Origin of the sequence: Streptomyces solincola (assembly GCF_002982015.1) — a bacterium.
Lineage (GTDB): Bacteria > Actinomycetota > Actinomycetes > Streptomycetales > Streptomycetaceae > Streptomyces > Streptomyces solincola.
Genome location: NZ_PVLV01000111.1, coordinates 17,190 through 40,594 on the forward strand (window position 1 = coordinate 17,190; position 23,405 = coordinate 40,594).

Sequence of the window (23,405 nt, forward strand, 5' to 3'; positions counted from 1 at the left end):
CGTACTCCCGTTGGAAGGGCCCCAGCCGTCATGGTGCAGATCAAGACTCCCGAGCAGATCGCGAAGATGCGCGAGGCGGGCCTGGTCGTCGCCGCCATCCACGCGGCGACCCGCGAGGCCGCGGTGCCCGGGACCAGCACCAGGGACCTGGACCAGGTCGCCCGCAAGGTGATCGCCGAGGCCGGCGCCACGTCGAACTTCCTGGGCTACGGCGGCTTCCCCGCGACCATCTGCACCTCGGTGAACGAGGTCGTCGTGCACGGCATCCCGGACGACGAGACCGTCCTCAAGGACGGCGACGTCATCTCGATCGACTGCGGCGCCATCGTGGACGGCTGGCACGGCGACGCCGCCTACACCGCGTTCGTCGGCACCGGTCACGCCCCCGAGCTGATCGAGCTCTCCCGGGTCACCGAGGAGTCGATGTGGGCCGGGATCGCCGCCATGAGGAACGGCAACCGGCTGGTGGACGTCTCCCGGGCCATCGAGACCTACATCCGCCGCCAGCCCCGCCCGGCCACCGGCAAGTACGGGATCATCGAGGACTACGGCGGCCACGGCATCGGCACCGAGATGCACATGGACCCGCACCTGCTGAACTACGTCTCCCGCAAGCGAGGGAAGGGCCCCAAGCTGGTGCCGGGCTTCTGCCTGGCCATCGAGCCGATGGTGTCGCTGGGCACCGCCCGCACCGAGGTGCTGGAGGACCAGTGGACGGTGATCACCACGGACGGGAGCTGGTCCTCGCACTGGGAGCACTCGGTCGCGCTCACCGAGGACGGCCCGCTGGTGCTCACCGCGCCCGACGGCGGCAGGGCCAAGCTCGCCCAGTTGGGCGTCACGGCCGCCCCCGACCCCCTGGCCTGACGCGCCTTACCGGCGTGGGATACGGGTAAGGATCTCCGTAGCGGGGCAGAATCCTCGATTCGTGTTTTCCACAGGGCTGGCGTAGACTGATGCGTCGGCTCTCGTGTACCCGCGTGTCCGCACCGGGGCAGCGGGAGTCGATCAAGGTAGCCGATTCGAAGGGCGAAGCGTGGCCAAGAAGCAAGGTGCCATCGAGATCGAGGGCACCGTGATCGAGTCCCTGCCGAACGCCATGTTCAAGGTGGAGCTCCAGAACGGTCACAAGGTCCTCGCGCACATCTCCGGCAAGATGCGTATGCACTACATCCGTATCCTCCCGGACGACCGGGTCGTCGTGGAGCTCTCCCCGTACGACCTGACGCGTGGCCGGATCGTCTACCGCTACAAGTAGATCTTGCCGGGTCCCCGTCCCGACGGGGCCCTTGCACTGACCCGGAGAACCTCACATCCCATGAAGGTCAAGCCGAGCGTCAAGAAGATCTGCGACAAGTGCAAGGTGATCCGCCGCCACGGCCGGGTCATGGTCATCTGCGACAACCTGCGCCACAAGCAGCGCCAGGGCTGACGCACGCCAACCTGCACCTCGCAGTACCTTCGCGCGACGCGAGCAGCACAATCCGTACATACGCAGCACCCGCCTGGCCCGTCGAGGGCTGGCGGCACCTCCGGTGGGGGCCGGGGACCCGGACGTACCACTCCCTCCGCATCCGTGCGGACGGGGTCGGCGGTCGGGACCGGTGCTGCGGCAGACCCCCGAGTACACAGGAGCCAGTGAATGGCACGCGTTTCCGGTGTCGACATCCCGCGCGAAAAGCGCGTGGAGGTCGCACTCACCTACGTCTTCGGCATCGGCCGCACCCTGGCGAAGGAAACCCTCGCCTCGACCGGTGTGAACCCGAACACCCGCGTTCGTGACCTCTCCGAAGAGGACCTGGTCAAGATCCGCGAGTACGTGGACGCCAACCTCAAGACCGAGGGCGACCTCCGCCGCGAGATCCAGGCCGACATCCGCCGCAAGGTCGAGATCGGCTGCTACCAGGGTCTGCGCCACCGCCGCGGCCTGCCCGTCCACGGTCAGCGCACCAGCACCAACGCCCGTACCCGCAAGGGCCCGCGTCGCGCGATCGCCGGCAAGAAGAAGCCGGGCAAGAAGTAGTCCTCAGCGGACGCTCACCAGCGGTCTTCGCTGTAGGACCGACCACCTCCCGTAGGAGTTAAGAGATGCCCCCCAAGGGACGTCAGGGCGCTGCCAAGAAGGTGCGCCGCAAGGAAAAGAAGAACGTCGCTCACGGCCACGCGCACATCAAGAGCACGTTCAACAACACGATCGTCTCGATCACCGACCCCTCGGGCAACGTGATCTCCTGGGCCTCCGCCGGCCACGTCGGCTTCAAGGGCTCGCGCAAGTCCACCCCCTTCGCCGCGCAGATGGCCGCCGAGTCGGCCGCCCGCCGCGCGCAGGAGCACGGCATGCGCAAGGTCGACGTCTTCGTCAAGGGTCCCGGCTCCGGCCGTGAGACCGCGATCCGCTCGCTCCAGGCCACCGGCCTGGAGGTCGGCTCCATCCAGGACGTCACCCCCACCCCGCACAACGGCTGCCGGCCGCCCAAGCGCCGCCGCGTCTGACGCACGTCAGGCGGCGTTCCCCGGGTATGCGGGGGTGATCCTCGCCGCCGCGTCTGACGCAGCGCGCTTGACCTGCCTGTGAGGTCCGGGCGGTACGGCCCCTTCGGGTCGTGCCGCCCGTACCCTTGCAGTACGCAGTTCCAGAGGACGTCAAATAGCGGGCGTCCACGACTGAAGGAAAACCCACCATGCTGATCGCTCAGCGTCCCTCACTGACCGAAGAGGTCGTCGACGAGTACCGCTCCCGGTTCGTGATCGAGCCGCTGGAGCCGGGCTTCGGCTACACCCTCGGCAACAGCCTCCGCCGTACGCTCCTCTCCTCGATCCCGGGTGCGGCGGTCACGTCCATCCGCATCGACGGCGTCCTGCACGAGTTCACCACCGTGCCGGGTGTCAAGGAGGACGTCACCGACCTGATCCTCAACATCAAGCAGCTCGTCGTCTCCTCCGAGCACGACGAGCCGGTCGTGATGTACCTGCGCAAGCAGGGCCCGGGTCTGGTCACCGCCGCCGACATCGCCCCGCCGGCCGGCGTCGAGGTGCACAACCCCGACCTCGTCCTCGCCACCCTCAACGGCAAGGGCAAGCTGGAGATGGAGCTGACCGTCGAGCGCGGTCGCGGCTACGTCTCCGCCGTGCAGAACAAGCAGGTCGGCCAGGAGATCGGCCGCATCCCGGTCGACTCCATCTACTCGCCGGTCCTCAAGGTCACCTACAAGGTCGAGGCGACCCGAGTCGAGCAGCGCACCGACTTCGACAAGCTGATCGTCGACGTCGAGACCAAGCAGGCCATGCGCCCGCGCGACGCCATGGCGTCGGCCGGTAAGACCCTGGTCGAGCTGTTCGGCCTGGCCCGCGAGCTCAACATCGACGCCGAGGGCATCGACATGGGCCCGTCCCCCACGGACGCCGCCCTGGCCGCCGACCTCGCGCTGCCGATCGAGGAGCTGGAGCTGACCGTCCGCTCCTACAACTGCCTCAAGCGTGAGGGCATCCACTCGGTGGGCGAGCTCGTCGCCCGCTCCGAGGCGGACCTGCTCGACATCCGCAACTTCGGCGCCAAGTCGATCGACGAGGTCAAGGCGAAGCTCGCCGGCATGGGCCTGGCCCTGAAGGACTCGCCTCCCGGGTTCGACCCGACCGCCGCCGCCGACGCCTTCGGCGCCGACGACGACGCGGACGCCGGTTTCGTGGAGACCGAGCAGTACTGAGCAGCACCGTGAGGGCCGGGGCCGCGCGCCCCGGCACTCGCGCGCACCAAGCTTCCGGCGGGAAGTCGCCCGTCGGTAACTGACACCGGTACCTGGTACGGCCGGTGCAGACACGAGGAGAAACACCATGCCGCGTCCCACCAAGGGAGCCCGTCTGGGCGGCAGCGCCGCGCACGAGAAGCTGCTTCTCGCGAACCTCGCGAAGTCGCTCTTCGAGCACGGCCGCATCACCACGACCGAGGCCAAGGCCCGCCGCCTGCGTCCGGTCGCCGAGCGCCTGATCACCAAGGCGAAGAAGGGCGACATCCACAACCGTCGCCTGGTGCTGCAGACGATCACCGACAAGGGCATCGTCCACACCCTCTTCACCGAGATCGCCCCGCGCTACGAGGCGCGCCCGGGTGGCTACACCCGGATCACCAAGATCGGCAACCGTCGCGGCGACAACGCCCCGATGGCCGTGATCGAGCTGGTCGAGGGCGAGATCGCCAAGAAGGCGACCGTCGACGAGGCCGAGGCCGCCACCAAGCGCGCGGTCAAGGAGGACGAGGCGAAGAAGGCCGACGAGGCCCCCGCCGCCGACGCTCCGGCCGAGGAGTCGAAGGACGCCGAGGCCAAGGACGCCTGAGCGTCCGGCTGACCTGCGGTAAGCGGGCCCGCTCCCTGATCTTTCGGGGGGCGGGCCCGTCCGCGTACGAGAGGAGTGGGTGGGTGAGTGACGAGGTGGAGCCCGGATTCGTCCGGGTGCGGCTGGACCTGAGCTACGACGGGCGGGACTTCCACGGCTGGGCCAAGCAGGCCCGCGGTCAGCGGACCGTGCAGGGGGACATCGAGGACGCGCTGCGCACCGTGACCCGCTCGGAGCGCACGTACGAGCTGACCGTCGCCGGCCGCACCGACGCCGGTGTGCACGCCCGCGGCCAGGTCGCCCACGTCGACCTGCCCGAGGAGTTGTGGGCCGAGCACCGGGACAAGCTGCTGCGGCGGCTGGCCGGGCGCCTCGCGCACGACGTGCGGATCCGGCGGGTGGCGGAGGCCCCCGCGGGCTTCAACGCCCGGTTCTCCGCGGTCTGGCGGCGCTACGCCTACCGCGTCACCGACGACCCGGGCGGGGTCGACCCGCTGCTGCGCGGCCATGTGCTGTGGCACGACTGGCCGTTGGACGCGGACGCGATGAACGCGGCCGCCGAGCGGCTGACCGGCGAGCACGACTTCGCCGCGTACTGCAAGCGCCGGGAGGGCGCCACCACCATCCGCACCCTCCAGGAGCTGCGCTGGGAGCGGCTCGCGTCCGGGGTGCTGGAGGCCACGGTGAAGGCGGACGCCTTCTGCCACAACATGGTCCGCTCGCTGGTCGGCGCGCTGCTGTTCGTCGGCGACGGGCACCGCCCGGTGGAGTGGCCGGGCAAGGTGCTGGCCGCCGGCGTGCGGGATTCGGCGGTGCACGTCGTACGGCCGCACGGGCTGACCCTGGAGGAGGTCGGCTATCCGGCCGACGAGCTGCTGGCCGCCCGCAGCCTGGAGGCCCGCAACAAGCGCACCCTGCCCGGGGGTTCAGCCGCCGGCTGCTGCTGAGGCCTGCTCGCGCCCGCGGGCGTGGATCCGGTCGAAGGCGAAGGTGCCCAGGTCGTCGCTGCCGGCGAAGACCTTCCGGTCGGCGGTGGTGACCCGCTTGCCGCTGGTGAAGCCGGCCTGGGTGAAGTAGGCGTAGCGGCCCACCGCGTTGGCCCGGCGCAGGCAGACGGTGCGGGCCTGGCAGAACGGGTCGACCCCGGCGCCGGCGAGCGTGGTGACCCCGCCGACCGCCTCCTTCTTCACCTTCTGCGCGGCCTCCGGGGAGTCGAAGACGGCGATCCCGACGGTGACGGCCACGCCGTCGCGCTCGAAGGTGGCGCGGACCATCCGGTCGCAGCCGTGCCGGGCCAGCACCCCGGCCAGGCCGCCCTGCCCGGCGGCGGCGCAGTCGGCGGTGGCGGCGGTCGCGCCCCGGGTGTAGGCGTGCTCGCCGATGGTGAGCTGCTTGCCGGGGAAGAGGGACTCGGCGGTCAGCGGCGCGGTGTCCTTGGCCGGGTCGGAGATGTAGTCCATCGGGTCCGGCGGCGGCGGGGGCGCCACCGAGGAGAACGTCGGCTGCGGCTCGCCCGACGCGCCGCCCGGCAGCTCGGGCGCGGTGCTGTCGCGGGGCGCGGCGGTGGCGGCACCGCCCTCCCCGGAGCTGACCACGGCGACCGCGATGGCGGTGCCGACCACGGCGGTGGCCAGTGCGGCGGCGCCGGTCACCAGCAGCCTGCGGCGGCGCTTGCGGGCCGCTGAGGCGTCGGCGAGCGCGGTCCAGTCGGGTGTCTCGGCGGCGGAGGGGAAGAGGTCGGAGGGCTGCCCGTACGGCTCCTGGTAGGGGACGGGGGAGGGCGCGCCGGGCTGCCGCCCGTACCCCTGGCCGTACTCCTGCCCGTATGACTGGCCGTATGACTGGCCGTATCCGTGGCCGTGCTGATCGCCGCTCCGCGCGCCGTACTGCTGCCCGTACTGCTGCTGCCCGTGCGGCTGCTGTGCCTGCTGCTGTCCGTAGGGCGGCTGGTTCTCCGACCCCGGCCCCGGCTCACCCGGCCACGAGGGCCCCCCACCAAAGCTCATGCCGGGCATCTTAGATGGCTCGGGTTAATCCGTTTGGGCCCGAGCGGGGGCGGCGGCGACAATGCGCGGCATGGGACATGTGGAGGCCGCGCACCTGGAGTACCACCTCTCCGACGGCCGGGCGCTGCTCGGTGACGTGTCGTTCCGGGTGGGCGAGGGCGCGGTGGTGGCGCTGGTCGGGCCGAACGGCGCGGGCAAGACGACGCTGCTGCGGCTGATCAGCGGAGAGCTCCAGCCGCACGGCGGGACGGTGACCGTCTCCGGCGGGCTCGGGGTGATGCCGCAGTTCGTCGGGTCGGTGCGCGACGAGCAGACCGTGCGGGACCTGCTGGTGTCCGTCTCTCCGGCGCGTATCCGGGAGGCGGCCCGCGCGGTGGACGCGGCCGAGCACCTGATCATGACGGTCGACGACGAGGCCGCGCAGATGGGGTACGCGCAGGCGCTCAGCGACTGGGCCGAGGCGCGCGGCTACGAGGCGGAGACGCTCTGGGACATCTGCACCACGGCGGCGCTCGGCATGCCGTACGACAAGGCGCAGTGGCGGCAGGTGCGCACGCTCTCCGGCGGCGAGCAGAAGCGGCTGGTGCTGGAGGCGCTGCTGCGCGGCCCCGAGGAGGTGCTGCTGCTGGACGAGCCGGACAACTACCTGGACGTCCCCGGCAAGCGCTGGCTGGAGGAGAAGCTGGAGCAGACCCGCAAGACCGTGCTGTTCGTCTCGCACGACCGGGAGCTGCTGGCGAAGGCCGCGCAGAAGATCGTCGCGGTGGAGCCGGGCCCGGCCGGGGCGGACGTGTGGGTGCACGGTGCGGGCTTCGGCACCTTCCACGAGGCGCGGCGCGAGCGGTTCGCCCGCTTCGAGGAGCTGAAGCGGCGCTGGGAGGAGAAGCACGCGCAGCTCAAGAGGCTGGTGCTGGACCTGCGGCAGGCCGCATCGGTCAGCCACGAGATGGCGTCGCGGTACGCGGCGGCGCAGACCAGGCTGCGGAAGTTCGAGGAGGCCGGTCCGCCGCCGGAGCCGCCGCGCGAGCAGGACATCCGGATGCGGCTGCGCGGCGGGCGCACCGGGGTGCGGGCGGTGACCTGCGCGGAGCTGGAGCTGACCGGGCTGATGAAGCCGTTCTCGCTGGAGGTGTTCTACGGGGAGCGGGTCGCCGTGCTGGGCTCCAACGGCTCGGGCAAGTCGCACTTCCTGCGGCTGCTGGCCGGCGAGGAGGTGGCGCACACCGGCGCCTGGAAGCTGGGCGCCCGGGTGGTGCCCGGCCACTTCGCGCAGACCCACGCGCACCCCGAGCTGACCGGCCGCACCCTGGTCGACATCCTGTGGACCGAGCACGCGAAGGACAAGGGCGCGGCGATGTCGGCGCTGCGCCGCTACGAGCTGGACCGGCAGGGCGAGACGTCCTTCGACCGGCTCTCCGGCGGCCAGCAGGCCCGCTTCCAGATCCTGCTGCTCGAACTGTCCGGCACGACCGCGCTGCTGCTGGACGAGCCGACGGACAACCTCGACCTGGAGTCGGCCGAGGCGCTCCAGGCGGGTCTGGAGGCGTACGACGGGACGGTGCTGGCCGTCACGCACGACCGCTGGTTCGCCCGCGCCTTCGACCGGTACCTGGTCTTCGGCTCGGACGGGCGGGTGCGGGAGACGGCGGAGCCGGTGTGGGACGAGCGGCGGGTGGAGCGGGCGCGGTAGCCGGCGGCCTGGCGTACGGCGGTCCGGCGCACGGCGGTCCGGCGCACGCGGCCCCCTCGGCCGGAGGCGTCCCGGCCCGGGGATGCGGGCCGGGCCCCGGGCGGGTGTCCCGGCGTTTTGACCCGGGCGGGGGAGCCCGCGTATTCTTCTGGTTCGTTATGCGTATTGGCTTGCTCTATCTCACGTGAGGGGCCCTTACGCCGGTCCACCGGGTCGACGACCAGCGACCAGCGCGCGGTTTGCGTCACCGCAGTGCGGTCACGGCTGTCGTAGTCGTCCGGGTGGCCTTGTCAGGACCCCGTCCGCCGTGCTCTGCCGAGCCGGTGGACTCCATCACTGAAGAAGCGAAGGCTACGACCGTGCGTACGTACAGCCCCAAGCCCGGCGATGTGACGCGCCAGTGGCACATCATCGACGCGCAGGACATCGTCCTGGGCCGTCTGGCCACCACCGCCGCGACCCTTCTCCGGGGCAAGCACAAGCCGATCTACGCGCCGCACGTCGACGCTGGTGACTTCGTCATCATCATCAACGCCGACAAGGTGCACCTGTCCGGCAACAAGCGGACCCAGAAGATGGCGTACCGCCACTCCGGCTACCCGGGTGGTCTGCGCTCCGTCCGCTACGACGAGCTGCTGGAGAAGAACCCCGAGAAGGCCGTCGAGAAGGCCGTCAAGGGCATGCTCCCCAAGAACACCCTGGGCCGTCAGATGCTCTCGAAGCTGAAGGTCTACGCGGGCGAGAACCACCCGCACGCTGCGCAGCAGCCGGTCCCGTTCGAGATCACCCAGGTCGCGCAGTAAGTCCGGCCACACCCCCTAAGACGAAGAGAATCTGAGGAGCATCGTGGCTGAGACCACCGCCGAGACCCCGCTCGAAGAAGTTGACGTCGAGCAGTACACCACCGAGACCGACGTTCCGGTCGAGGGCGAGTACACCACCGAGTCCCTGGCTTCCCGCTTCGGCGAGCCGCAGCCGGCCGCCGGCCTGGGCCGCCGCAAGAACGCCATCGCCCGCGTCCGGATCGTCCCGGGCACCGGCAAGTGGAAGATCAACGGCCGCACCCTGGAGGACTACTTCCCCAACAAGGTGCACCAGCAGGAAGTCAACGAGCCCTTCAAGGTGCTCGAGCTGGACAACCGCTACGACGTCGTCGCCCGCATCGCCGGCGGTGGCGTCTCCGGCCAGGCCGGCGCCCTGCGCCTCGGCGTGGCCCGCGCGCTGAATGAGGCGGACGTGGACAACAACCGCGGCCCGCTGAAGAAGGCCGGCTTCCTGAGCCGCGACGACCGCGCGGTCGAGCGCAAGAAGGCCGGTCTGAAGAAGGCCCGCAAGGCCCCGCAGTACAGCAAGCGCTAAATCTCGCCTGCTCGGTCTGCACCGTACGTACGCCCCGGCGGCACCTTCCGTGCTGCCGGGGCGTACGTCGTACCGGGACCGCTACGGCGTACGCGCCCTGCCGCGGGCCACGGTCCGCCGCACCTGTTACACCTGGCTTGGACTCGCTTCACCCCGCAACATCGGAGCACTTCGGAGGACACTGTGGGACGACTCTTCGGCACGGACGGTGTGCGCGGTGTCGCCAACGCGGATCTGACGGCGGAGCTCGCGCTCGGCCTGTCCGTGGCGGCCGCGCACGTGCTCGCCGAGGCGGGGACGTTCGAGGGGCACCGGCCCACCGCCGTGGTGGGCCGCGACCCGCGGGCCTCCGGAGAGTTCCTCGAAGCGGCGGTCGTCGCCGGCCTCGCCAGTGCCGGTGTGGACGTCATGCGGGTCGGCGTGCTGCCCACCCCGGCCGTCGCCCACCTCACCGGGGCGCTCGGCGCGGACCTCGGCGTGATGCTGTCCGCCAGCCACAACGCCATGCCCGACAACGGCATCAAGTTCTTCGCCCGCGGCGGGCACAAGCTCGCCGACGAGCTGGAGGACCGCATCGAGGCCGTGTACGAGCAGCACCGCACCGGGGCGCCGTGGGACCGGCCCACCGGGGCCGGCGTCGGCCGGGTCGCCGACTACACCGAGGGCTTCGACCAGTACGTGGCCCATCTGCTGTCGGTGCTGCCGAACCGCCTCGACGGACTGAAGATCGTCCTGGACGAGGCGCACGGCGCGGCCGCCGGAGTGTCCCCGGCCGCCTTCGAGCGGGCCGGCGCCCAGGTCGTCACCATCGGCGCCACCCCCGACGGGCTCAACATCAACGACGGCTGCGGCTCCACCCACCTGGACCTGCTGAAGGCCGCCGTCATCGAGCACGGCGCGGACTTCGGCATCGCGCACGACGGGGACGCCGACCGCTGCCTGGCCGTCGACCACACCGGCGCCGAGGTGGACGGCGACCAGATCCTGGCCGTGCTGGCGCTCGCCATGCGCGAGGCCGGCACCCTGCGCGGCGCCACCGTCGTCGCCACCGTGATGTCGAACCTCGGCTTCACCCTCGCCATGGAGCGCGAGGGGCTGAAGCTGGTGCAGACCGCGGTCGGCGACCGGTACGTGCTGGAGGCCATGAAGGAGCACGGCTACGCGCTCGGCGGCGAGCAGTCCGGGCACGTCATCGTGCTCGACCACGCCACCACCGGCGACGGCACCCTCACCGGTCTGCTGCTGGCCGCCCGGGTCGCCGCCACCGGCCGCTCGCTGGCCGAGCTGGCCGGGGTGATGGAGCGGCTGCCGCAGGTCCTGGTCAACGTCAAGGACGTGGACAAGTCCCGGGTGAAGACCTCCGCCGAGCTGGGCGCGGCGGTAGCCGACGCCGAGCGGCGGCTGGGCCACACCGGCCGGGTGCTGCTGCGCCCCTCCGGCACCGAGCCGCTGGTGCGCGTCATGGTCGAGGCCGCCGACCTGGAGCAGGCCCGCGCCATCGCCGGCGAGCTGGCCGACGTGGTGAAGTCGGCGCTGGGCTGAGCCCGGTTCTTCCCCGGTACGAGGACGGGGCGCCCCCACCAGGACGGTGGGGGCGCCCCGTCCTCGTACCCTCAGGCCGTCCGGCCGGTGCGGCGGCGCTGCCGCGCCCAGAACGCCTTCTGCGCCAGCAGCGTCGCCGTGCCGGCCAGCACGATGGCCAGCAGGTTGAGCAGGAGCTGCTCGATGGAGCCCTTGGTCTGGGTGAGGTCTCCGTAGGACAGCGCGACCGCCGCGTTGGCCGCCGCCGGGACGGTGGTCACCGAGATCGCCACCCCGACCAGCGCCCCGGACTTCGCCGAGGTGAGCGAGAGGGTGCCGGCGGCGCCCGCGAGCAGGCCGACCACGAAGGAGAACCAGTCCGGCGCGTAGACGAAGCCGGTGTTGGGCCGGTCGCCGTGCAGCATGTCGTCGGTGAACAGGCCCGCCGCGTCCATCGTCAGACTGAACAGCACGGTCAGCGCCATCGCCGCCAGGAAGCCCACCACCAGCGCGATCAGCGACCGCGCGGCCAGCTTGGGCTTGCGCTGGACCAGCGCCGTGCAGATGCCGGCGAGCGGGCCGAACTCCGGGCCCACCGCCATCGCGCCCACGATCAGGATGGCGTTGTCCAGGACGACGCCGCAGGCCGCGATCATCGTGGCGAGGGCGAGGAAGGCCACATAGGTCACGCTGAGCGTGGACTCCTCGTGGGTGGCCTCCTGCATCTGCTCCCACAGCACGGCGTCGGCGCCCTCGCCGGGCGCGTCCTTCTCGGCCTGCTCGGCGCGGGTGGACAGCGACAGTCCGATCTCCTCGACGGCGATCGAGCCGCACCGGTCCAGACCCAGCGCCCGCAGGTCGGCGATCAGGCCGTCGCCCGCCTCGCGGGCCACGTCGCACAGGACGAGGTCCCCGGCCGGGTCGCGGCACGCGCCGTCCACCACGACCAGGTGGGTCGTGCCGACCGTCTTCTCGATCACGCCGACGACCTCGTCGGTGCGGTCGGCCGGCACGATCAGACGCAGGTGCAGCACCAGCGTGGTCCCTTCAGAGCTTGCGCAGTGACAGCCGCTGGACCTTGTGGTCGGGGCCCTTGCGCACCACCAGGGTGGCCCGGCCGCGGGTGGGGGCGACGTTCTCCAGCAGGTTCGGCTTGTTGATGGTGCGCCAGGTGGTGCGTGCGTAGTCCAGCGCCTCCTCCTCGCTGACCTGCGTGTACCTGCGGAAGTAGGAGGAGGGGTCCTGGAAGGCGGTGGCGCGCAGCTTGCGGAAGCGGTTGAGGTACCAGGACTCGATGTCCTCGGTGCGGGCGTCCACGTAGACGGAGAAGTCGAAGTAGTCGGCGAGGCCCACCCTGGTGCGCCCGTCCTGGCCGGGCAGGGCCGGCTGGAGGACGTTGAGGCCCTCCACGATCAGGATGTCCGGGCGGCGCACGGTGAGCCGCTGACCGGGCACGATGTCGTAGATGAGGTGGGAGTAGACGGGGGCGGTGACCTCGTCCTTGCCGGCCTTGATGTCGGCGACGAACCGGGTCAGCGCCCGCCGGTCGTACGACTCGGGGAAGCCTTTCCGGGACATCAGCCCGCGTTCCTTCAGCTCCTTCATCGGCAGCAGGAAGCCGTCGGTGGTGACCAGTTCGACCCGCGGGTGCTCCGGCCAGCGGGCCAGCAGTGCCTGGAGCAGGCGGGCCACGGTGGACTTGCCGACGGCGACCGAGCCGGCCACCCCTATGACGAAGGGGGTGCCGCGCTGGGCGCCCTTGCCGCCGCCGGCCGCGTCGCCGAGGAAGGTGTTGAGCGCGCCGCGCAGGTTGGCGGTGGCCGCGACGTACAGGTTGAGCAGCCGGGACAGCGGCAGGTAGATGTCGCGGACCTCGTCGAGGTCGATGACGTCGCCGAGACCGCGGAGCCGCTCCACCTCGTCGGCGGTGAGCGGCAGCGGCGTCTTGGCGCGCAGCGCGCTCCACTCCGCGCGGGTCAGGTCGACGTACGGCGTGGCCTCCGCACGGCGCTGGGCGGCGGCGCTTCGGGACGGCGTTGTGATCACCCGGCCATTGTCGTGCGCCGGGCGGCCGTGTGGGGCGTGGGGTCGGTCACGGTGTGGCGGCGGGGGCGTCCGGGCGCCGGACGGGGGCCGACCCGGCGACCCTGTGGCATCGACCGCAAACGGGGGTGATTCGGACGCTGCTGATCACCGGCCGGTCACGGTCTCGTACCGCGGCCGTACGTGCAGATCATGTCCATGGCCGGTGCGCCTACTGTGTGCACATCGATCACACAGAAAGACGGACCATGCGAGCCACCCTGATACGCCGTACCGCCCTCGCCGCCTCCGCGGTGTCCCTGACCCTCCTCGCCACCGCCTGCGGCGGCGGCTCCTCGGACGGCGGTGACGACAAGGGCGCCAAGGACAAGGGCGGTTCGTCGGCCCCGGCCGCGGACAAGGCGCTGACCGCCGCCGACCTGGAGAAGGTCATCGTCGCCCAGGGCGACGTCAAGGGCCACAAGGTGGAGAAGGTCAGCCCCGAGCTGGAGCAGCAGGGCAAGGCCACGGTGACCAGGAACGAGTGCCAGGCGATCACCGACGTGATGTCGCTGAAGCCCGTGGGCGAGCCGGCCGGCACCGCCAAGCGCCAGGTCACCGGCGAGCCGAAGAAGCCGTCCGTGTCCGCCAGCACCGCGCCGGAGGACATGGAGGACGCCATGGCCCAGGCGCTGAACGTCAACAGCACCGTCGTGACCCTCGCCTCCTACGAGGGCAAGGGCGCCGAGGAGGCGCTCGCCGCGCTGAAGACCGCGGGCACCGCCTGCGCCGCCGGCTTCGGCGCCACCGCGGACGGCGAGGACGTCAAGGTCACCAAGATCACCGAGACCCCGGTCTCCGGTGGCGACGAGGCGGCCGGCTGGACCGTGGTCGTCAACATGGAGGGCAAGGACATCCCCTTCTACCAGCTCGCCGCGGTCCGCAAGGGCTCCACGCTGGCCACCTTCGGCGGGATGAACCTCGCCGCCATGGCCGGCAAGGACGTCAAGCCCGAGCCGCCCACCGCGGTGATCGAGGCCCAGGTCGCCAAGCTCGGCTGACCCGCGCACCCCGCTCGGAAGCCCACGGCCACGCCCGGCCGTGGGCTTCCGGCCGTCCGGGTGCTGACGTCCCGTGGGGCGGGGCGGGCCCCCGGATGCCGCGCCCCGCGCCCGCCTGACGGGCCGTCCGGGCGCGGCGGTCGTAGGCTGACGGACATGTGCGGAATCGTGGGATACGTCGGCGGGCAGTCGGCGCTTGATGTGGTGGTCGCCGGCCTGAAGCGGCTGGAGTACCGGGGCTACGACTCGGCCGGGGTCGCGGTCCTCGCGGACGGCTCGCTGGCCGCGGCCAAGAAGGCGGGCAAGCTCGTCAACCTGGAGAAGGAACTGTCCACCCGGCCGCTGCCGACCGGGTCCACCGGCATCGGGCACACCCGGTGGGCCACGCACGGCGCGCCCAACGACGCCAACGCGCACCCCCATCTGGACAACGCCGGCCGGGTCGCCGTCGTCCACAACGGCATCATCGAGAACTTCGCCGCCCTCCGCGCCGAACTGGCCGAGCGCGGCCACGACCTGGGGTCGGAGACGGACACCGAGGTCGTGGCGCACCTGCTGGCCGAGGAGTTCTCCGCCGGCGGCGACCTCGCCGAGGCGATGCGGCTGGTGTGCCGCCGGCTGGAGGGCGCGTTCACCCTGGTGGCCGTGCACGCCGACGACCCGGACACGGTGGTCGGCGCCCGCCGCAACTCGCCCCTGGTGGTGGGCGTCGGCGAGGGCGAGGCGTTCCTGGCCTCCGACGTGGCCGCGTTCATCGAGCACACCCGCTCCGCGGTCGAGCTGGGCCAGGACCAGGTGGTGGAGCTGCGCCGGGACGGCGTCACCGTCACCGACTTCCACGGCTCGCCCGCCGAGGTGCGCGAGTACCACGTCGACTGGGACGCCTCGGCCGCCGAGAAGGGCGGCTACGACTACTTCATGCTCAAGGAGATCGCCGAGCAGCCCAAGGCGGTCGCCGACACCCTGCTGGGCCGGGTGGACGCCGCCGGCTCGCTCACCCTGGACGAGATCCGCATCCCGCACGAGGTGCTGCGGGAGGCCCAGAAGGTCGTCATCGTCGCCTGCGGCACCGCCTTCCACGCCGGGCTGATCGCCAAGTACGCCATCGAGCACTGGACCCGCGTCCCCTGCGAGGTCGAGCTGGCCAGCGAGTTCCGCTACCGCGACCCGATCCTCGACCAGCGGGTGCTGGTCGTCGCCATCAGCCAGTCCGGCGAGACCATGGACACCCTGATGGCGCTGCGGCACGCCCGCGAGCAGGGCGCGAAGGTGCTGGCCATCTGCAACACCAACGGCTCCACCATCCCCCGCGAGTCCGACGCCGTGCTCTACACGCACGCCGGGCCGGAGGTGGCGGTCGCCTCCACCAAGGCGTTCCTCACCCAGTTGGTCGCCTGCTACCTGGTGGCGCTCTACCTCGGCCAGGTCCGCGGCACCAAGTGGGGCGACGAGGTCCGCGACGTGGTGCGGGACCTGGCCAGGATCGCCGAGGACGTGGACCGGGTGCTGGAGACCATGGAGCCGGTCCGCGAGCTGGCCCGCTCACTGGCGGACAAGCCGACCGTGCTGTTCCTGGGCCGCCACGTGGGCTACCCGGTCGCCCTGGAGGGCGCGCTGAAGCTCAAGGAGCTGGCGTACATGCACGCCGAGGGGTTCGCCGCCGGCGAGCTGAAGCACGGCCCGATCGCACTGATCGAGCAGGACGTGCCGGTGGTCGTGGTGGCGCCCTCGCCGCGCGGCCGCTCGGTCCTGCACGACAAGATCGTCTCCAACATCCAGGAGATCCGCGCCCGCGGCGCCCGCACCATCGTGATCGCCGAGGAGGGCGACGAGGCGGTCGTCCCGTACGCCGACCACCTGATCCGCATCCCGGCCACCCCGGTGCTGCTCCAGCCGCTGGTGTCCACCGTGCCGCTCCAGGTCTTCGCCTGCGAGCTGGCGACGGCCCGCGGCAACGAGGTCGACCAGCCGCGCAACCTGGCCAAATCCGTCACGGTCGAGTGATCATCGGACCATCTGGTCGGCTGGTGGGGAGGGGTTCGGTGTGATCATCGGGGTGGGGATCGACGTCGCGGAGATCGAACGGTTCGCGGCGGCGCTGGAGCGCACACCGCAGATGGCGCAGCGGCTGTTCGTGACGAGTGAACTGCTGCTGCCCGGCGGCGAGCGGCGCGGCATCGCCTCGCTCGCCGCCCGGTTCGCCGCCAAGGAGGCGCTGGCCAAGGCGCTCGGCGCGCCCGCCGGGCTGCTGTGGACGGACGCCGAGGTGTACGTCGAGGACAGCGGGCAGCCGAGACTGCGGGTGTCCGGCACGGTCGCCGCCCGCGCCGCCGAACTGGGCGTACGGCAGTGGCACGTGTCGCTCAGTCACGACGCGGGGGTGGCCTCCGCCGTGGTCATCGCGGAGGGTTGACCGTATGCGTACCGCTTACCGAACCGAGACCGTGCGGGCCGCCGAGGCCGCGCTGATGGCGGAGCTGCCCGAGGGCGCGCTGATGCGGCGGGCGGCGGCCGGCCTGGCCGCCGCCTGCGCGGGGCTGCTGCCGCGGGTCTACGGGTCCCGGGTCGTCGTCCTGGCCGGCAGCGGCGACAACGGCGGCGACGCGCTGTACGCGGGGGCCCGGCTGGCCCGGCGCGGCGCGGGCGTCACGGCCCTCCTGCTCGGCTCGCCCGGCGAGGACGGCCGCCCCAAGGCGCACCGGGCCGCGCTCGCCGCGCTGCGCGCCGCCGGCGGCGCCGACCGCCCCGCCTCCGCCGTCGCCGGCGACCCGGCCGCCGCGCTCGCCGGCGCCGACCTGGTCCTGGACGGCGTCACCGGCATCGGCGGCCGGGGCGGGCTGCGCCCCGAGGCCGCCGCCCTGGCCCGCGCGGCCCGCGCCAGCGGCGCCGCCCTGGTCGCCGTCGACCTGCCCAGCGGAGTGGACGCCGACACCGGCACGGTGGACGGCGAGGCGGTCCGCGCGGACGTCACCGTCACCTTCGGCGCGTACAAGCCCGGCCTGCTCATCGACCCCGCCCGCGCGTACGCCGGCGCGCTGCGACTGGTCGACATCGGGCTGACGCCGCCGGCCGGCGAGGTGGCGGCCGAGGCCCTGCAACACGCCGACGTCGCCGCACTGCTGCCGCACCCGGCGGCCGAGAGCGACAAGTACCGGCGCGGCGTGGTCGGCGTGGTCGCCGGCTCCGCCCGCTACCCGGGCGCCGCGGTGCTCTGCGTCTCCGGCGCGCTGCGCGGCGGCGCCGGGGCGGTGCGCTACGCCGGCCCGGCCGGCGAGGCGGTCCTCGCCCGCCACCCCGAAACCCTGGTCCACCCCGGCGGCCCCGCCGAGGCCGGCCGGGTGCAGTCCTGGGTCATCGGCCCCGGCCTCGGCGACACACCCGGCGTCGAGGCGGTGCTCGCCTCCGACGTCCCCGTCCTGGTGGACGCCGACGGACTGCGGCTCCTGGACCCGGCCGCCGTGCGCGCCCGGCCCGCCCCCACCCTGCTCACCCCGCACGCCGGGGAGGCCGCCGCCCTGCTCGGCCGCCCCCGCGAGGACGTGGAGGCCGGCCGGCTGTCGGCCGCCCGCGAACTGGCCGCGGCATACGGGGCGACCGTGCTGCTCAAGGGCTCCACCACGGTCGTCGCCTCCCCGGACCCGAAGGACCCGGTCCGGGTCAACCCCACCGGCACCCCCTGGCTGGCCACCGCCGGCACCGGCGACGTCCTCTCCGGCCTGGCCGGCTCCCTGCTCGCCGCCGGCCTCGCCCCCCGCGACGCCGCCTCGGTCGCCGCCTACCTGCACGGCCTCGCCGCCCGCCGCGCCTCCCACGGCGCACCCGTCGCCGCCTACGACGTCGCCGAAGCCCTCTCGGGCGCCTGGCGGGACGTGACGGAGGACTGAACGGCCACGGGGCGGTGGTCCGTCGGCCGCCGTCCGCGCGGGCGCTCACCGGGACCCGGAGGACGGGGGTGAGAGACTGAGCGCGATGAGCGAGATGACACCGCAGACCCCCCGCGCGCCGCACCACCCCCGCGCCCGCGCCGAGATCGACCTCGGCGCGCTGCGCGCCAACGTGCGCACCCTGCGCGGCCGGGTCGGGCCGGACGTCCGCGTCATGGCCGTGGTGAAGGCCGACGCCTACGGCCACGGCGCCGTGCCCTGCGCCCGCGCCGCCCTGGAGGCCGGCGCCCACTGGCTCGGAGCCGCCACCCCGCAGGAGGCGCTCGCCCTGCGCGCGGCCGGCCTCGACGCCCCGCTGCTGTGCTGGCTGTGGACGCCCGGCGACCCCTGGCGGGAGGCCATCGAGGCCGGCGTCGACGTCGGGGTGAGCGGACTGTGGGCGCTGGACGAGGTCACCGCCGCCGCACGTGCCGCCGGCCGCCCGGCCCGCGTCCAGCTCAAGGCCGACACCGGCCTCGGCCGCAACGGCTGCCAGCCCGCCGACTGGCCCAAGCTGGTCGGCGAGGCGCTGCGCGCCCAGGGCGAAGGGCTGCTGGAGGTCACCGGCCTCTGGTCCCACCTGGCCCGCGCCGACGAGCCCGGCGACCCCTCCATCGCCGCCCAGGTCGGCGTCTTCCAGGACATGCTGGCGTACGCCGAGAAGGCAGGCGTCGAGCCGGAGGTGCGCCACCTGGCCAACTCCCCGGCCACGCTCACTGTTCCCGAGGCGCACTTCGACCTCGTACGCACCGGCATCGCGATGTACGGCGTCTCGCCCAGCCCCGAGCTGGGCGCCTCCGCCGACTTCGGGCTGCGCCCGGTGATGCGGCTCGCCGGCAGCGTCGCGCTGGTCAAGGGCGTGCCCGCCGGACACGGCGTCAGCTACGGCCACCACTACGTCACCGAGCGCGAGACCACCCTCGGGCTCGTCCCGCTGGGATACGCCGACGGGGTGCCCCGGCACGCCTCCGGACGCGGTCCGGTCCTGGTCGGCGGCAAGGTGCGCACGGTCGCCGGGCGCATTGCGATGGACCAGTTCGTGGTGGACCTCTCGGGGGACACCGTGGAACCGGGTGCACAGGCCGTGCTGTTCGGGGCAGGCGATCAGGGTGAGCCGACCGCCGAGGACTGGGCCCGGGCCGCGGACACGATCGGGTACGAGATCGTGACCCGGATCGGTTCACGCGTACCGCGCGTCTACCTGGACGACGGGACGGACGCGACACGCGGGACCGGGGCCGGGTCCGACTGACCGGCCCGACCGGCCGGCGGACCCCAGACAGCGGTGGGAGGCAGCCGTAGTGAGTGAGACCAGTCCGGCGGCCCGCGCGGCCGCCGCGGGCGCGGCCGGGGCGGCCGGCGCGGCCCGCTCCCGGCGGGCGGTGCGCGCGGCCGGGACGGTGGCGGCCGGCGCCGCGGCCACCGTGCCCGACCTGCCGGTGCCGGCCGGCGCCGCGGCCGCCTGGCGGCGCGCCGGGCTCGCGGGCGCGGCGATAGGGGTGCTCGCCGCCGGCGCGGCCGCCGGAGTCGCCATCGAGCGGCTCACCGTCGGCCGCGGCATGCGCCGCAAGGCACGCCTGGCACTGGACGCGGCCGGACCCTACGGCGCCCTGCGCGGCGACGCGGGCCGGGCCCGCGCCGACGACGGCACCGAGCTGTACTACGAGATCGACGAGGTCGACGAGGCGGACGACAGGGAAGGGGCGGACGGGGCGCCGGACACCGCGGGCCGCCCGCCGCTGACCGTCGTCTTCAGCCACGGCTACTGCCTCGGCCAGGACTCCTGGCACTTCCAGCGGGCCGCGCTGCGCGGCCTGGTGCGCACCGTGCACTGGGACCAGCGCAGCCACGGCCGCTCCGCGCGCGGGGCGTCCCAGCGCGGCCCGGGCGCGGTGCCGGTCTCCATCGACCTGCTGGGCCGCGATCTGAAGGCGGTGCTGGACGCGGCCGCGCCGGAAGGGCCGCTGGTCCTCGTCGGGCACTCCATGGGCGGCATGACGATGATGGCGCTGGCCGACCAGTACCCGGAGCTGGTCCGCGACCGGGTGGTCGGGGCGGCGTTCGTCGGCACCTCCTGCGGCCGGCTCGGCGAGGTCAACTACGGGCTTCCCGTCGCCGGGGTGAACGCGGTGCGCCGGGTGCTGCCGCAGATACTGCGCGCGCTGGGCACCCAGACCGAACTGGTGGAGCGGGGCCGGCGGGCGACGGCCGACCTGTTCGCCGGGCTGGTCAAGCGGTACTCCTTCTCCTCCGCGGACGTGGACCCGGCGGTCGCCCGGTTCGCCGAGCGCATGATCGAGAGCACTCCGATCGACGTGGTCGCCGAGTTCTACCCGGCGTTCAACGACCACGACAAGGCGGCCGCCCTCGGGGTCTTCGCCGAGGTGCCCGCTCTCGCCCTGGCCGGGGCGGCCGACCTGGTCACGCCCAGCTCGCACACCGAGGCCATCGCCGCGCTGCTGCCCGACGCCGAACTGGTCCTCGTCCCCGACGGCGGCCACCTGGTGATGCTGGAGCACCCGGAGGCGGTCAGCGAACGGCTGCTGGACCTGCTGGCCCGGGTCGGCGCGCTGCCCGCCCCGGCCGGCGGCGCCGACCCCCGCCGCACCGCCGGGCGCTGAACCCCGGCCCCGGGCGTACGCGGCCGGGGGCCGTGCCCGGCTACGGTTGGCGGCTATGGAAGCACCGCACTCCCCGGCCGCCGAGGCGGCGGCCCGCATCACCCTCCACTCGCCCGACCAGACCCAGGAGCTCGGGCGTGCGCTCGCCGGGCTGCTGCGCCCCGGCGACCTGGTCCTGCTCACCGGTGAGCTGGGCGCCGGCAAGACGACGCTGACCCGCGGGCTCGGCGAGGGCCTCGGGGTGCGGGGGGCGGTGACCTCGCCGACCTTCGTCATCGCCCGCGTCCACCCCTCGCTGACCGGCGGGCCGGCGCTGGTGCACGTCGACGCCTACCGGCTCGGCGGCGGCCTGGACGAGATGGAGGATCTGGACCTCGACGTCTCGCTGCCCGACTCGGTGGTGGTCGTGGAGTGGGGCGAGGGCAAGGTCGAGGAGCTGTCCGAGGACCGACTGCACGTCGTCATCGACCGGGTGGTCGGCGAGACCGACGACGACCGGCGGCAGGTCACCCTCACCGGCCTCGGCCCGCGCTGGGCCGGCGTCGACCTGGCGGCCGTGGCCCCCTAGCCCCCGCCCGGCCCGACCCGCGGTCCCGCCCCGTACTTTCCGACAAGATGTCGGCACCATGTTGCATGGCGCGTGTGCGGCGTGGTCCCATGGGAACCAGGACTTGGTTAGGTGTACCTAACCTACGCCCTACGGAGCCCCGGGAGGCAACCATGCCGAGGTCGACGCAGTACGGGCCGGACCAGGCCGTGTCTCTTCACGACGTGTCGATGCACACCCTGCTGGCGTCGTGCGCGGCGGCCAGTGCGGTCTCCACGCCTCCCCGGCCGCTGCGGGACGAGGACGCCCCGGACGCGCAGACCGGCCGGCGGGACGGGACCGACGCCGCCGTCGCGCCGCCGCGCGCCGCCTGAGCGGTCCGCCGGGCCCGCGCGGGCCGGTGCCGCTACGGGACGACGACGACCTTCGAGTCGACCGTGGCGAAGGTCCACATCGCGTCGCCGTCGGCGCGCCGCATCCGGATGCCGCCGGTCTTGCGGGCCGGGTCGGCCGCGGCCGCCTTGCCGTCCACCGCCGCGCTGAAGCCGACCGTCACCCCGTCCACCGCGGTGAACCGCACCACATGCTCGATGCGCACTCCGTCCGAGCCGGCCACGCTGTTGGAGCGCGAGGACACCTGGTACGTGCCGGGGGCCGGGTGGACGGTGCTGGGCGCGACCGCGAACGTCCGGGCCGCCCGCCCGTCGTCGCCCACCAGCCAGACCCGCCGGCCGCCCAGCGCGTACACCACGCGCCGGCCGTCGCCGGAGTCCTCGGGGAGCGCGGTCGGATGACGCAGCGCGTCCTGCGCGTCAGGGGCGCGCGCCGCCAGGTTCGCGTCCCCGGCGCGCGCCCCGGAGGTCAGCGCGGCCGGCACGGTCACCGCCGCCTGGTATCCGAAGAAGGCGATGGTGAGCGCGGCCGCCGCGGTGAGACCCGCCACCAGCCCGGCGCTTCGTACGGCCACCTGACGTCACCCACCTCACACGAGTGCCTACCCGGTGTGACCGTAGCAGGATCGGAGCGCGAGGCCTGGGCGGCGTGCCCGGGTCCGCGGAGCCGTAGGCTGTTCGCGTGCTGCTGCTCGCCTTGGATACCGCCACCCCCGCCGTCACCGTCGCCCTCCACGACGGCGAACACGTCCTCGCCCGTTCGAGTCAGGTGGACGCCCGCCGGCACGGCGAACTGCTGCTGCCGGCCGTCGACCGGGTGATGAAGGAGGCCGGGCGTGCCCTGGACGAGGTGACCGGGATCGTGGTCGGCGTGGGGCCGGGCCCCTACACCGGACTGCGGGTCGGCCTGGTGACGGCCGCGACCTTCGCCTCCGCGCTCGGCGGCGTGCCGGTGCACGGGGTGTGCACCCTGGACGGCCTGGCCTACGCCTCCGGCATCGAGGAGCCCTTCGTGGTGGCGACGGACGCGCGCCGCAAGGAGGTCTACTGGGCGCGCTACGACGACTCCCGCACCCGGGTCGGCGCACCGGCGGTGGACCGCCCCGCCGAGATCGCCGAGGCCGTCGCCGGTCTGCCCGCGGTGGGCGCCGGGGCGCGGCTGTACGGCGAGGTGTTCCCGGACACGCGCGACCCCGAGCACCAGTCGGCCGCCGCGCTCGCCGCGCTGGCCGCCGAGAGGCTGGCGGCGGGGAAGCCGTTCGAGGAGCCGCAGCCGATGTACCTGCGCCGCCCGGACGCGCAGGTGCCGAAGAACTACAAGGTGGTCACGCCCCGGTGACCGCACCGTCGACGGGGCCGGTGCTGCGCGAGATGCGCTGGTGGGACATCCCGCCGGTGCTGGAGCTGGAACACGAGCTGTTCCCCGAGGACGCCTGGTCGGAGGGGATGTTCTGGTCGGAGCTGGCGCACGCGCGCGGCCCCAGCGCCTCCCGCCGCTACGTCGTCGCCCAGACGCCGGAGGGCCGGCTCGCCGGATACGCGGGGCTGGCCGCGGCCGGCGGTCTGGGCGACGTGCAGACCATCGCCGTCGCCCGCGGGATGTGGGGGACGGGGCTCGGGGCGCGGCTGCTCACCGACCTCCTCCAGCACGCCACCGCCTTCGAGTGCGAGGACGTGCTGCTGGAGGTGCGGGTGGACAACGTCCGCGCCCAGAAGCTGTACGAGCGCTTCGGCTTCGCCCCCATCGGTTTCCGCCGCGGCTACTACCAGCCGGGCAACGTCGACGCGCTGGTGATGCGGCTCGCCGTCGCCGCGGACCCGGCCGCCGCCCCCGAAGCCCCGCCCGCCGCCGACCAGGCCGCGCTGCCGGACGACCTCGGCGACGGACCGCCGGGCCCCGGCGGACCCTCCGCAACCGGAACGACTACCAG

General features: G+C 73.3%; 26 protein-coding genes. 22 read left to right on the top strand and 4 right to left on the bottom strand.

Going from position 1 to position 23,405, the window contains the following annotated elements; translation table 11 throughout:
- Positions 1 to 30: 30 nt before the first annotated feature.
- The 8 genes from map to truA all read left to right on the top strand — a co-directional run bounded on the left by map (position 31) and on the right by truA (position 5,279).
- Positions 31 to 867, top strand: coding sequence for a type I methionyl aminopeptidase (map, locus tag C6N75_RS08890; protein ID WP_105868312.1), 837 nt, complete (start codon positions 31 to 33; stop codon positions 865 to 867).
- Between the two features lie 169 nt (positions 868 to 1,036).
- Positions 1,037 to 1,258 carry a translation initiation factor IF-1 gene (gene infA / locus C6N75_RS08895; RefSeq protein WP_003956442.1) on the top strand — a complete coding sequence of 74 codons (222 nt, stop codon included), beginning with the start codon at positions 1,037 to 1,039 and terminating at the stop codon, positions 1,256 to 1,258.
- A 60-nt stretch (positions 1,259 to 1,318) separates the two neighbouring features.
- Positions 1,319 to 1,432 carry a 50S ribosomal protein L36 gene (gene rpmJ, locus C6N75_RS08900; protein WP_003956441.1) on the top strand — a complete coding sequence of 38 codons (114 nt, stop codon included), beginning with the start codon at positions 1,319 to 1,321 and terminating at the stop codon, positions 1,430 to 1,432.
- 210 nt (positions 1,433 to 1,642) lie between these two features.
- Positions 1,643 to 2,023: a 30S ribosomal protein S13 gene (rpsM, locus tag C6N75_RS08905; RefSeq protein WP_105868313.1), complete on the top strand. Its 381-nt coding sequence runs from the start codon at positions 1,643 to 1,645 to the stop codon at positions 2,021 to 2,023.
- 65 nt (positions 2,024 to 2,088) lie between these two features.
- Positions 2,089 to 2,493 carry a 30S ribosomal protein S11 gene (rpsK, locus tag C6N75_RS08910; protein WP_003956432.1) on the top strand — a complete coding sequence of 135 codons (405 nt, stop codon included), beginning with the start codon at positions 2,089 to 2,091 and terminating at the stop codon, positions 2,491 to 2,493.
- A gap of 188 nt (positions 2,494 to 2,681) precedes the next feature.
- The gene (locus tag C6N75_RS08915) at positions 2,682 to 3,704 is read left to right on the top strand and encodes a DNA-directed RNA polymerase subunit alpha (RefSeq protein ID WP_003956430.1); all 1,023 of its coding nucleotides are present in this window, start codon (positions 2,682 to 2,684) and stop codon (positions 3,702 to 3,704) included.
- Between the two features lie 127 nt (positions 3,705 to 3,831).
- The gene (gene rplQ, locus C6N75_RS08920) at positions 3,832 to 4,332 is read left to right on the top strand and encodes a 50S ribosomal protein L17 (protein ID WP_105868314.1); all 501 of its coding nucleotides are present in this window, start codon (positions 3,832 to 3,834) and stop codon (positions 4,330 to 4,332) included.
- Between the two features lie 83 nt (positions 4,333 to 4,415).
- Positions 4,416 to 5,279 carry a tRNA pseudouridine(38-40) synthase TruA gene (gene truA, locus C6N75_RS08925; protein WP_105868315.1) on the top strand — a complete coding sequence of 288 codons (864 nt, stop codon included), beginning with the start codon at positions 4,416 to 4,418 and terminating at the stop codon, positions 5,277 to 5,279.
- Here truA and C6N75_RS08930 read toward each other — a convergent pair.
- Positions 5,259 to 6,338, bottom strand: coding sequence for a hypothetical protein (locus tag C6N75_RS08930; protein WP_105868334.1), 1,080 nt, complete (start codon positions 6,336 to 6,338; stop codon positions 5,259 to 5,261). The two genes, truA and C6N75_RS08930, sit on opposite strands and share 21 nt — an antisense overlap.
- 70 nt (positions 6,339 to 6,408) lie before the next feature.
- Here C6N75_RS08930 and C6N75_RS08935 point away from each other — a divergent pair, with 70 nt between their 5' ends.
- From C6N75_RS08935 to glmM, 4 genes are all read left to right on the top strand, one after another.
- The gene (locus C6N75_RS08935) at positions 6,409 to 8,028 is read left to right on the top strand and encodes an ABC-F family ATP-binding cassette domain-containing protein (protein WP_105868335.1); all 1,620 of its coding nucleotides are present in this window, start codon (positions 6,409 to 6,411) and stop codon (positions 8,026 to 8,028) included.
- A gap of 359 nt (positions 8,029 to 8,387) precedes the next feature.
- Positions 8,388 to 8,831: a 50S ribosomal protein L13 gene (rplM, locus tag C6N75_RS08940; RefSeq protein ID WP_105868316.1), complete on the top strand. Its 444-nt coding sequence runs from the start codon at positions 8,388 to 8,390 to the stop codon at positions 8,829 to 8,831.
- 43 nt (positions 8,832 to 8,874) lie between these two features.
- The gene (gene rpsI / locus C6N75_RS08945) at positions 8,875 to 9,387 is read left to right on the top strand and encodes a 30S ribosomal protein S9 (RefSeq protein ID WP_105868317.1); all 513 of its coding nucleotides are present in this window, start codon (positions 8,875 to 8,877) and stop codon (positions 9,385 to 9,387) included.
- Positions 9,388 to 9,570: 183 nt separating this feature from the next.
- Entirely contained in the window at positions 9,571 to 10,929 is a 1,359-nt protein-coding gene (gene glmM, locus C6N75_RS08950) for a phosphoglucosamine mutase (protein WP_105868318.1), read from the top strand.
- A 71-nt stretch (positions 10,930 to 11,000) separates the two neighbouring features.
- Here glmM and C6N75_RS08955 read toward each other — a convergent pair whose 3' ends face one another.
- Positions 11,001 to 11,942: a DUF389 domain-containing protein gene (locus tag C6N75_RS08955; RefSeq protein ID WP_105868319.1), complete on the bottom strand. Its 942-nt coding sequence runs from the start codon at positions 11,940 to 11,942 to the stop codon at positions 11,001 to 11,003.
- A 13-nt stretch (positions 11,943 to 11,955) separates the two neighbouring features.
- Complete coding sequence (gene coaA, locus C6N75_RS08960) at positions 11,956 to 12,954, bottom strand: type I pantothenate kinase (RefSeq protein WP_105868320.1); 999 nt, start codon at positions 12,952 to 12,954, stop codon at positions 11,956 to 11,958.
- A 245-nt stretch (positions 12,955 to 13,199) separates the two neighbouring features.
- Here coaA and C6N75_RS08965 point away from each other — a divergent pair, with 245 nt between their 5' ends.
- The 8 genes from C6N75_RS08965 (at position 13,200) to C6N75_RS09000 (ending at position 21,456) form a co-directional block, all read left to right on the top strand.
- Positions 13,200 to 13,991: a hypothetical protein gene (locus tag C6N75_RS08965; protein ID WP_105868321.1), complete on the top strand. Its 792-nt coding sequence runs from the start codon at positions 13,200 to 13,202 to the stop codon at positions 13,989 to 13,991.
- A 156-nt stretch (positions 13,992 to 14,147) separates the two neighbouring features.
- Complete coding sequence (gene glmS, locus C6N75_RS08970; protein ID WP_105868322.1) at positions 14,148 to 15,995, top strand: glutamine--fructose-6-phosphate transaminase (isomerizing); 1,848 nt, start codon at positions 14,148 to 14,150, stop codon at positions 15,993 to 15,995.
- Between the two features lie 40 nt (positions 15,996 to 16,035).
- The gene (locus C6N75_RS08975) at positions 16,036 to 16,404 is read left to right on the top strand and encodes a holo-ACP synthase (protein ID WP_105868323.1); all 369 of its coding nucleotides are present in this window, start codon (positions 16,036 to 16,038) and stop codon (positions 16,402 to 16,404) included.
- Positions 16,405 to 16,408: 4 nt separating this feature from the next.
- On the top strand, positions 16,409 to 17,875 hold the full coding sequence (locus tag C6N75_RS08980) for an NAD(P)H-hydrate dehydratase (protein ID WP_105868324.1): 1,467 nt from the start codon (positions 16,409 to 16,411) through the stop codon (positions 17,873 to 17,875).
- Between the two features lie 85 nt (positions 17,876 to 17,960).
- Positions 17,961 to 19,166 carry an alanine racemase gene (alr, locus tag C6N75_RS08985; RefSeq protein WP_105868325.1) on the top strand — a complete coding sequence of 402 codons (1,206 nt, stop codon included), beginning with the start codon at positions 17,961 to 17,963 and terminating at the stop codon, positions 19,164 to 19,166.
- 148 nt (positions 19,167 to 19,314) lie between these two features.
- Positions 19,315 to 20,535 carry an alpha/beta fold hydrolase gene (locus tag C6N75_RS08990; RefSeq protein WP_407703206.1) on the top strand — a complete coding sequence of 407 codons (1,221 nt, stop codon included), beginning with the start codon at positions 19,315 to 19,317 and terminating at the stop codon, positions 20,533 to 20,535.
- A gap of 55 nt (positions 20,536 to 20,590) precedes the next feature.
- On the top strand, positions 20,591 to 21,103 hold the full coding sequence (gene tsaE / locus C6N75_RS08995) for a tRNA (adenosine(37)-N6)-threonylcarbamoyltransferase complex ATPase subunit type 1 TsaE (RefSeq protein ID WP_105868326.1): 513 nt from the start codon (positions 20,591 to 20,593) through the stop codon (positions 21,101 to 21,103).
- Between the two features lie 152 nt (positions 21,104 to 21,255).
- Complete coding sequence (locus C6N75_RS09000; protein ID WP_105868327.1) at positions 21,256 to 21,456, top strand: hypothetical protein; 201 nt, start codon at positions 21,256 to 21,258, stop codon at positions 21,454 to 21,456.
- A 32-nt stretch (positions 21,457 to 21,488) separates the two neighbouring features.
- Here the strand turns inward: C6N75_RS09000 and C6N75_RS09005 are convergent, their stop codons facing one another.
- Positions 21,489 to 22,049: a hypothetical protein gene (locus C6N75_RS09005; protein ID WP_105868328.1), complete on the bottom strand. Its 561-nt coding sequence runs from the start codon at positions 22,047 to 22,049 to the stop codon at positions 21,489 to 21,491.
- Positions 22,050 to 22,156: 107 nt separating this feature from the next.
- Between C6N75_RS09005 and tsaB the strand changes: the two genes are divergently transcribed.
- Positions 22,157 to 22,813 carry a tRNA (adenosine(37)-N6)-threonylcarbamoyltransferase complex dimerization subunit type 1 TsaB gene (tsaB, locus tag C6N75_RS09010; RefSeq protein WP_105868329.1) on the top strand — a complete coding sequence of 219 codons (657 nt, stop codon included), beginning with the start codon at positions 22,157 to 22,159 and terminating at the stop codon, positions 22,811 to 22,813.
- 32 nt (positions 22,814 to 22,845) lie between these two features.
- A partial coding sequence (rimI, locus tag C6N75_RS09015; protein WP_105868337.1) for a ribosomal protein S18-alanine N-acetyltransferase occupies positions 22,846 to 23,405 on the top strand: 560 nt, incomplete at its 3' end.

Coding starts and splice junctions, on each gene's coding strand:
- map (WP_105868312.1), top strand. CDS start 31: ATGGTGCAGATCAAGACTCCCGAGCAGATCGCGAAGATGCGCGAGGCG.
- rpmJ (WP_003956441.1), top strand. CDS start 1,319: ATGAAGGTCAAGCCGAGCGTCAAGAAGATCTGCGACAAGTGCAAGGTG.
- rpsM (WP_105868313.1), top strand. CDS start 1,643: ATGGCACGCGTTTCCGGTGTCGACATCCCGCGCGAAAAGCGCGTGGAG.
- rpsK (WP_003956432.1), top strand. CDS start 2,089: ATGCCCCCCAAGGGACGTCAGGGCGCTGCCAAGAAGGTGCGCCGCAAG.
- C6N75_RS08915 (WP_003956430.1), top strand. CDS start 2,682: ATGCTGATCGCTCAGCGTCCCTCACTGACCGAAGAGGTCGTCGACGAG.
- rplQ (WP_105868314.1), top strand. CDS start 3,832: ATGCCGCGTCCCACCAAGGGAGCCCGTCTGGGCGGCAGCGCCGCGCAC.
- C6N75_RS08930 (WP_105868334.1), bottom strand. CDS start 6,338: ATGAGCTTTGGTGGGGGGCCCTCGTGGCCGGGTGAGCCGGGGCCGGGG.
- C6N75_RS08935 (WP_105868335.1), top strand. CDS start 6,409: ATGGGACATGTGGAGGCCGCGCACCTGGAGTACCACCTCTCCGACGGC.
- C6N75_RS08965 (WP_105868321.1), top strand. CDS start 13,200: ATGCGAGCCACCCTGATACGCCGTACCGCCCTCGCCGCCTCCGCGGTG.
- glmS (WP_105868322.1), top strand. CDS start 14,148: ATGTGCGGAATCGTGGGATACGTCGGCGGGCAGTCGGCGCTTGATGTG.
- C6N75_RS08980 (WP_105868324.1), top strand. CDS start 16,409: ATGCGTACCGCTTACCGAACCGAGACCGTGCGGGCCGCCGAGGCCGCG.
- alr (WP_105868325.1), top strand. CDS start 17,961: ATGAGCGAGATGACACCGCAGACCCCCCGCGCGCCGCACCACCCCCGC.
- tsaE (WP_105868326.1), top strand. CDS start 20,591: ATGGAAGCACCGCACTCCCCGGCCGCCGAGGCGGCGGCCCGCATCACC.
- C6N75_RS09000 (WP_105868327.1), top strand. CDS start 21,256: ATGCCGAGGTCGACGCAGTACGGGCCGGACCAGGCCGTGTCTCTTCAC.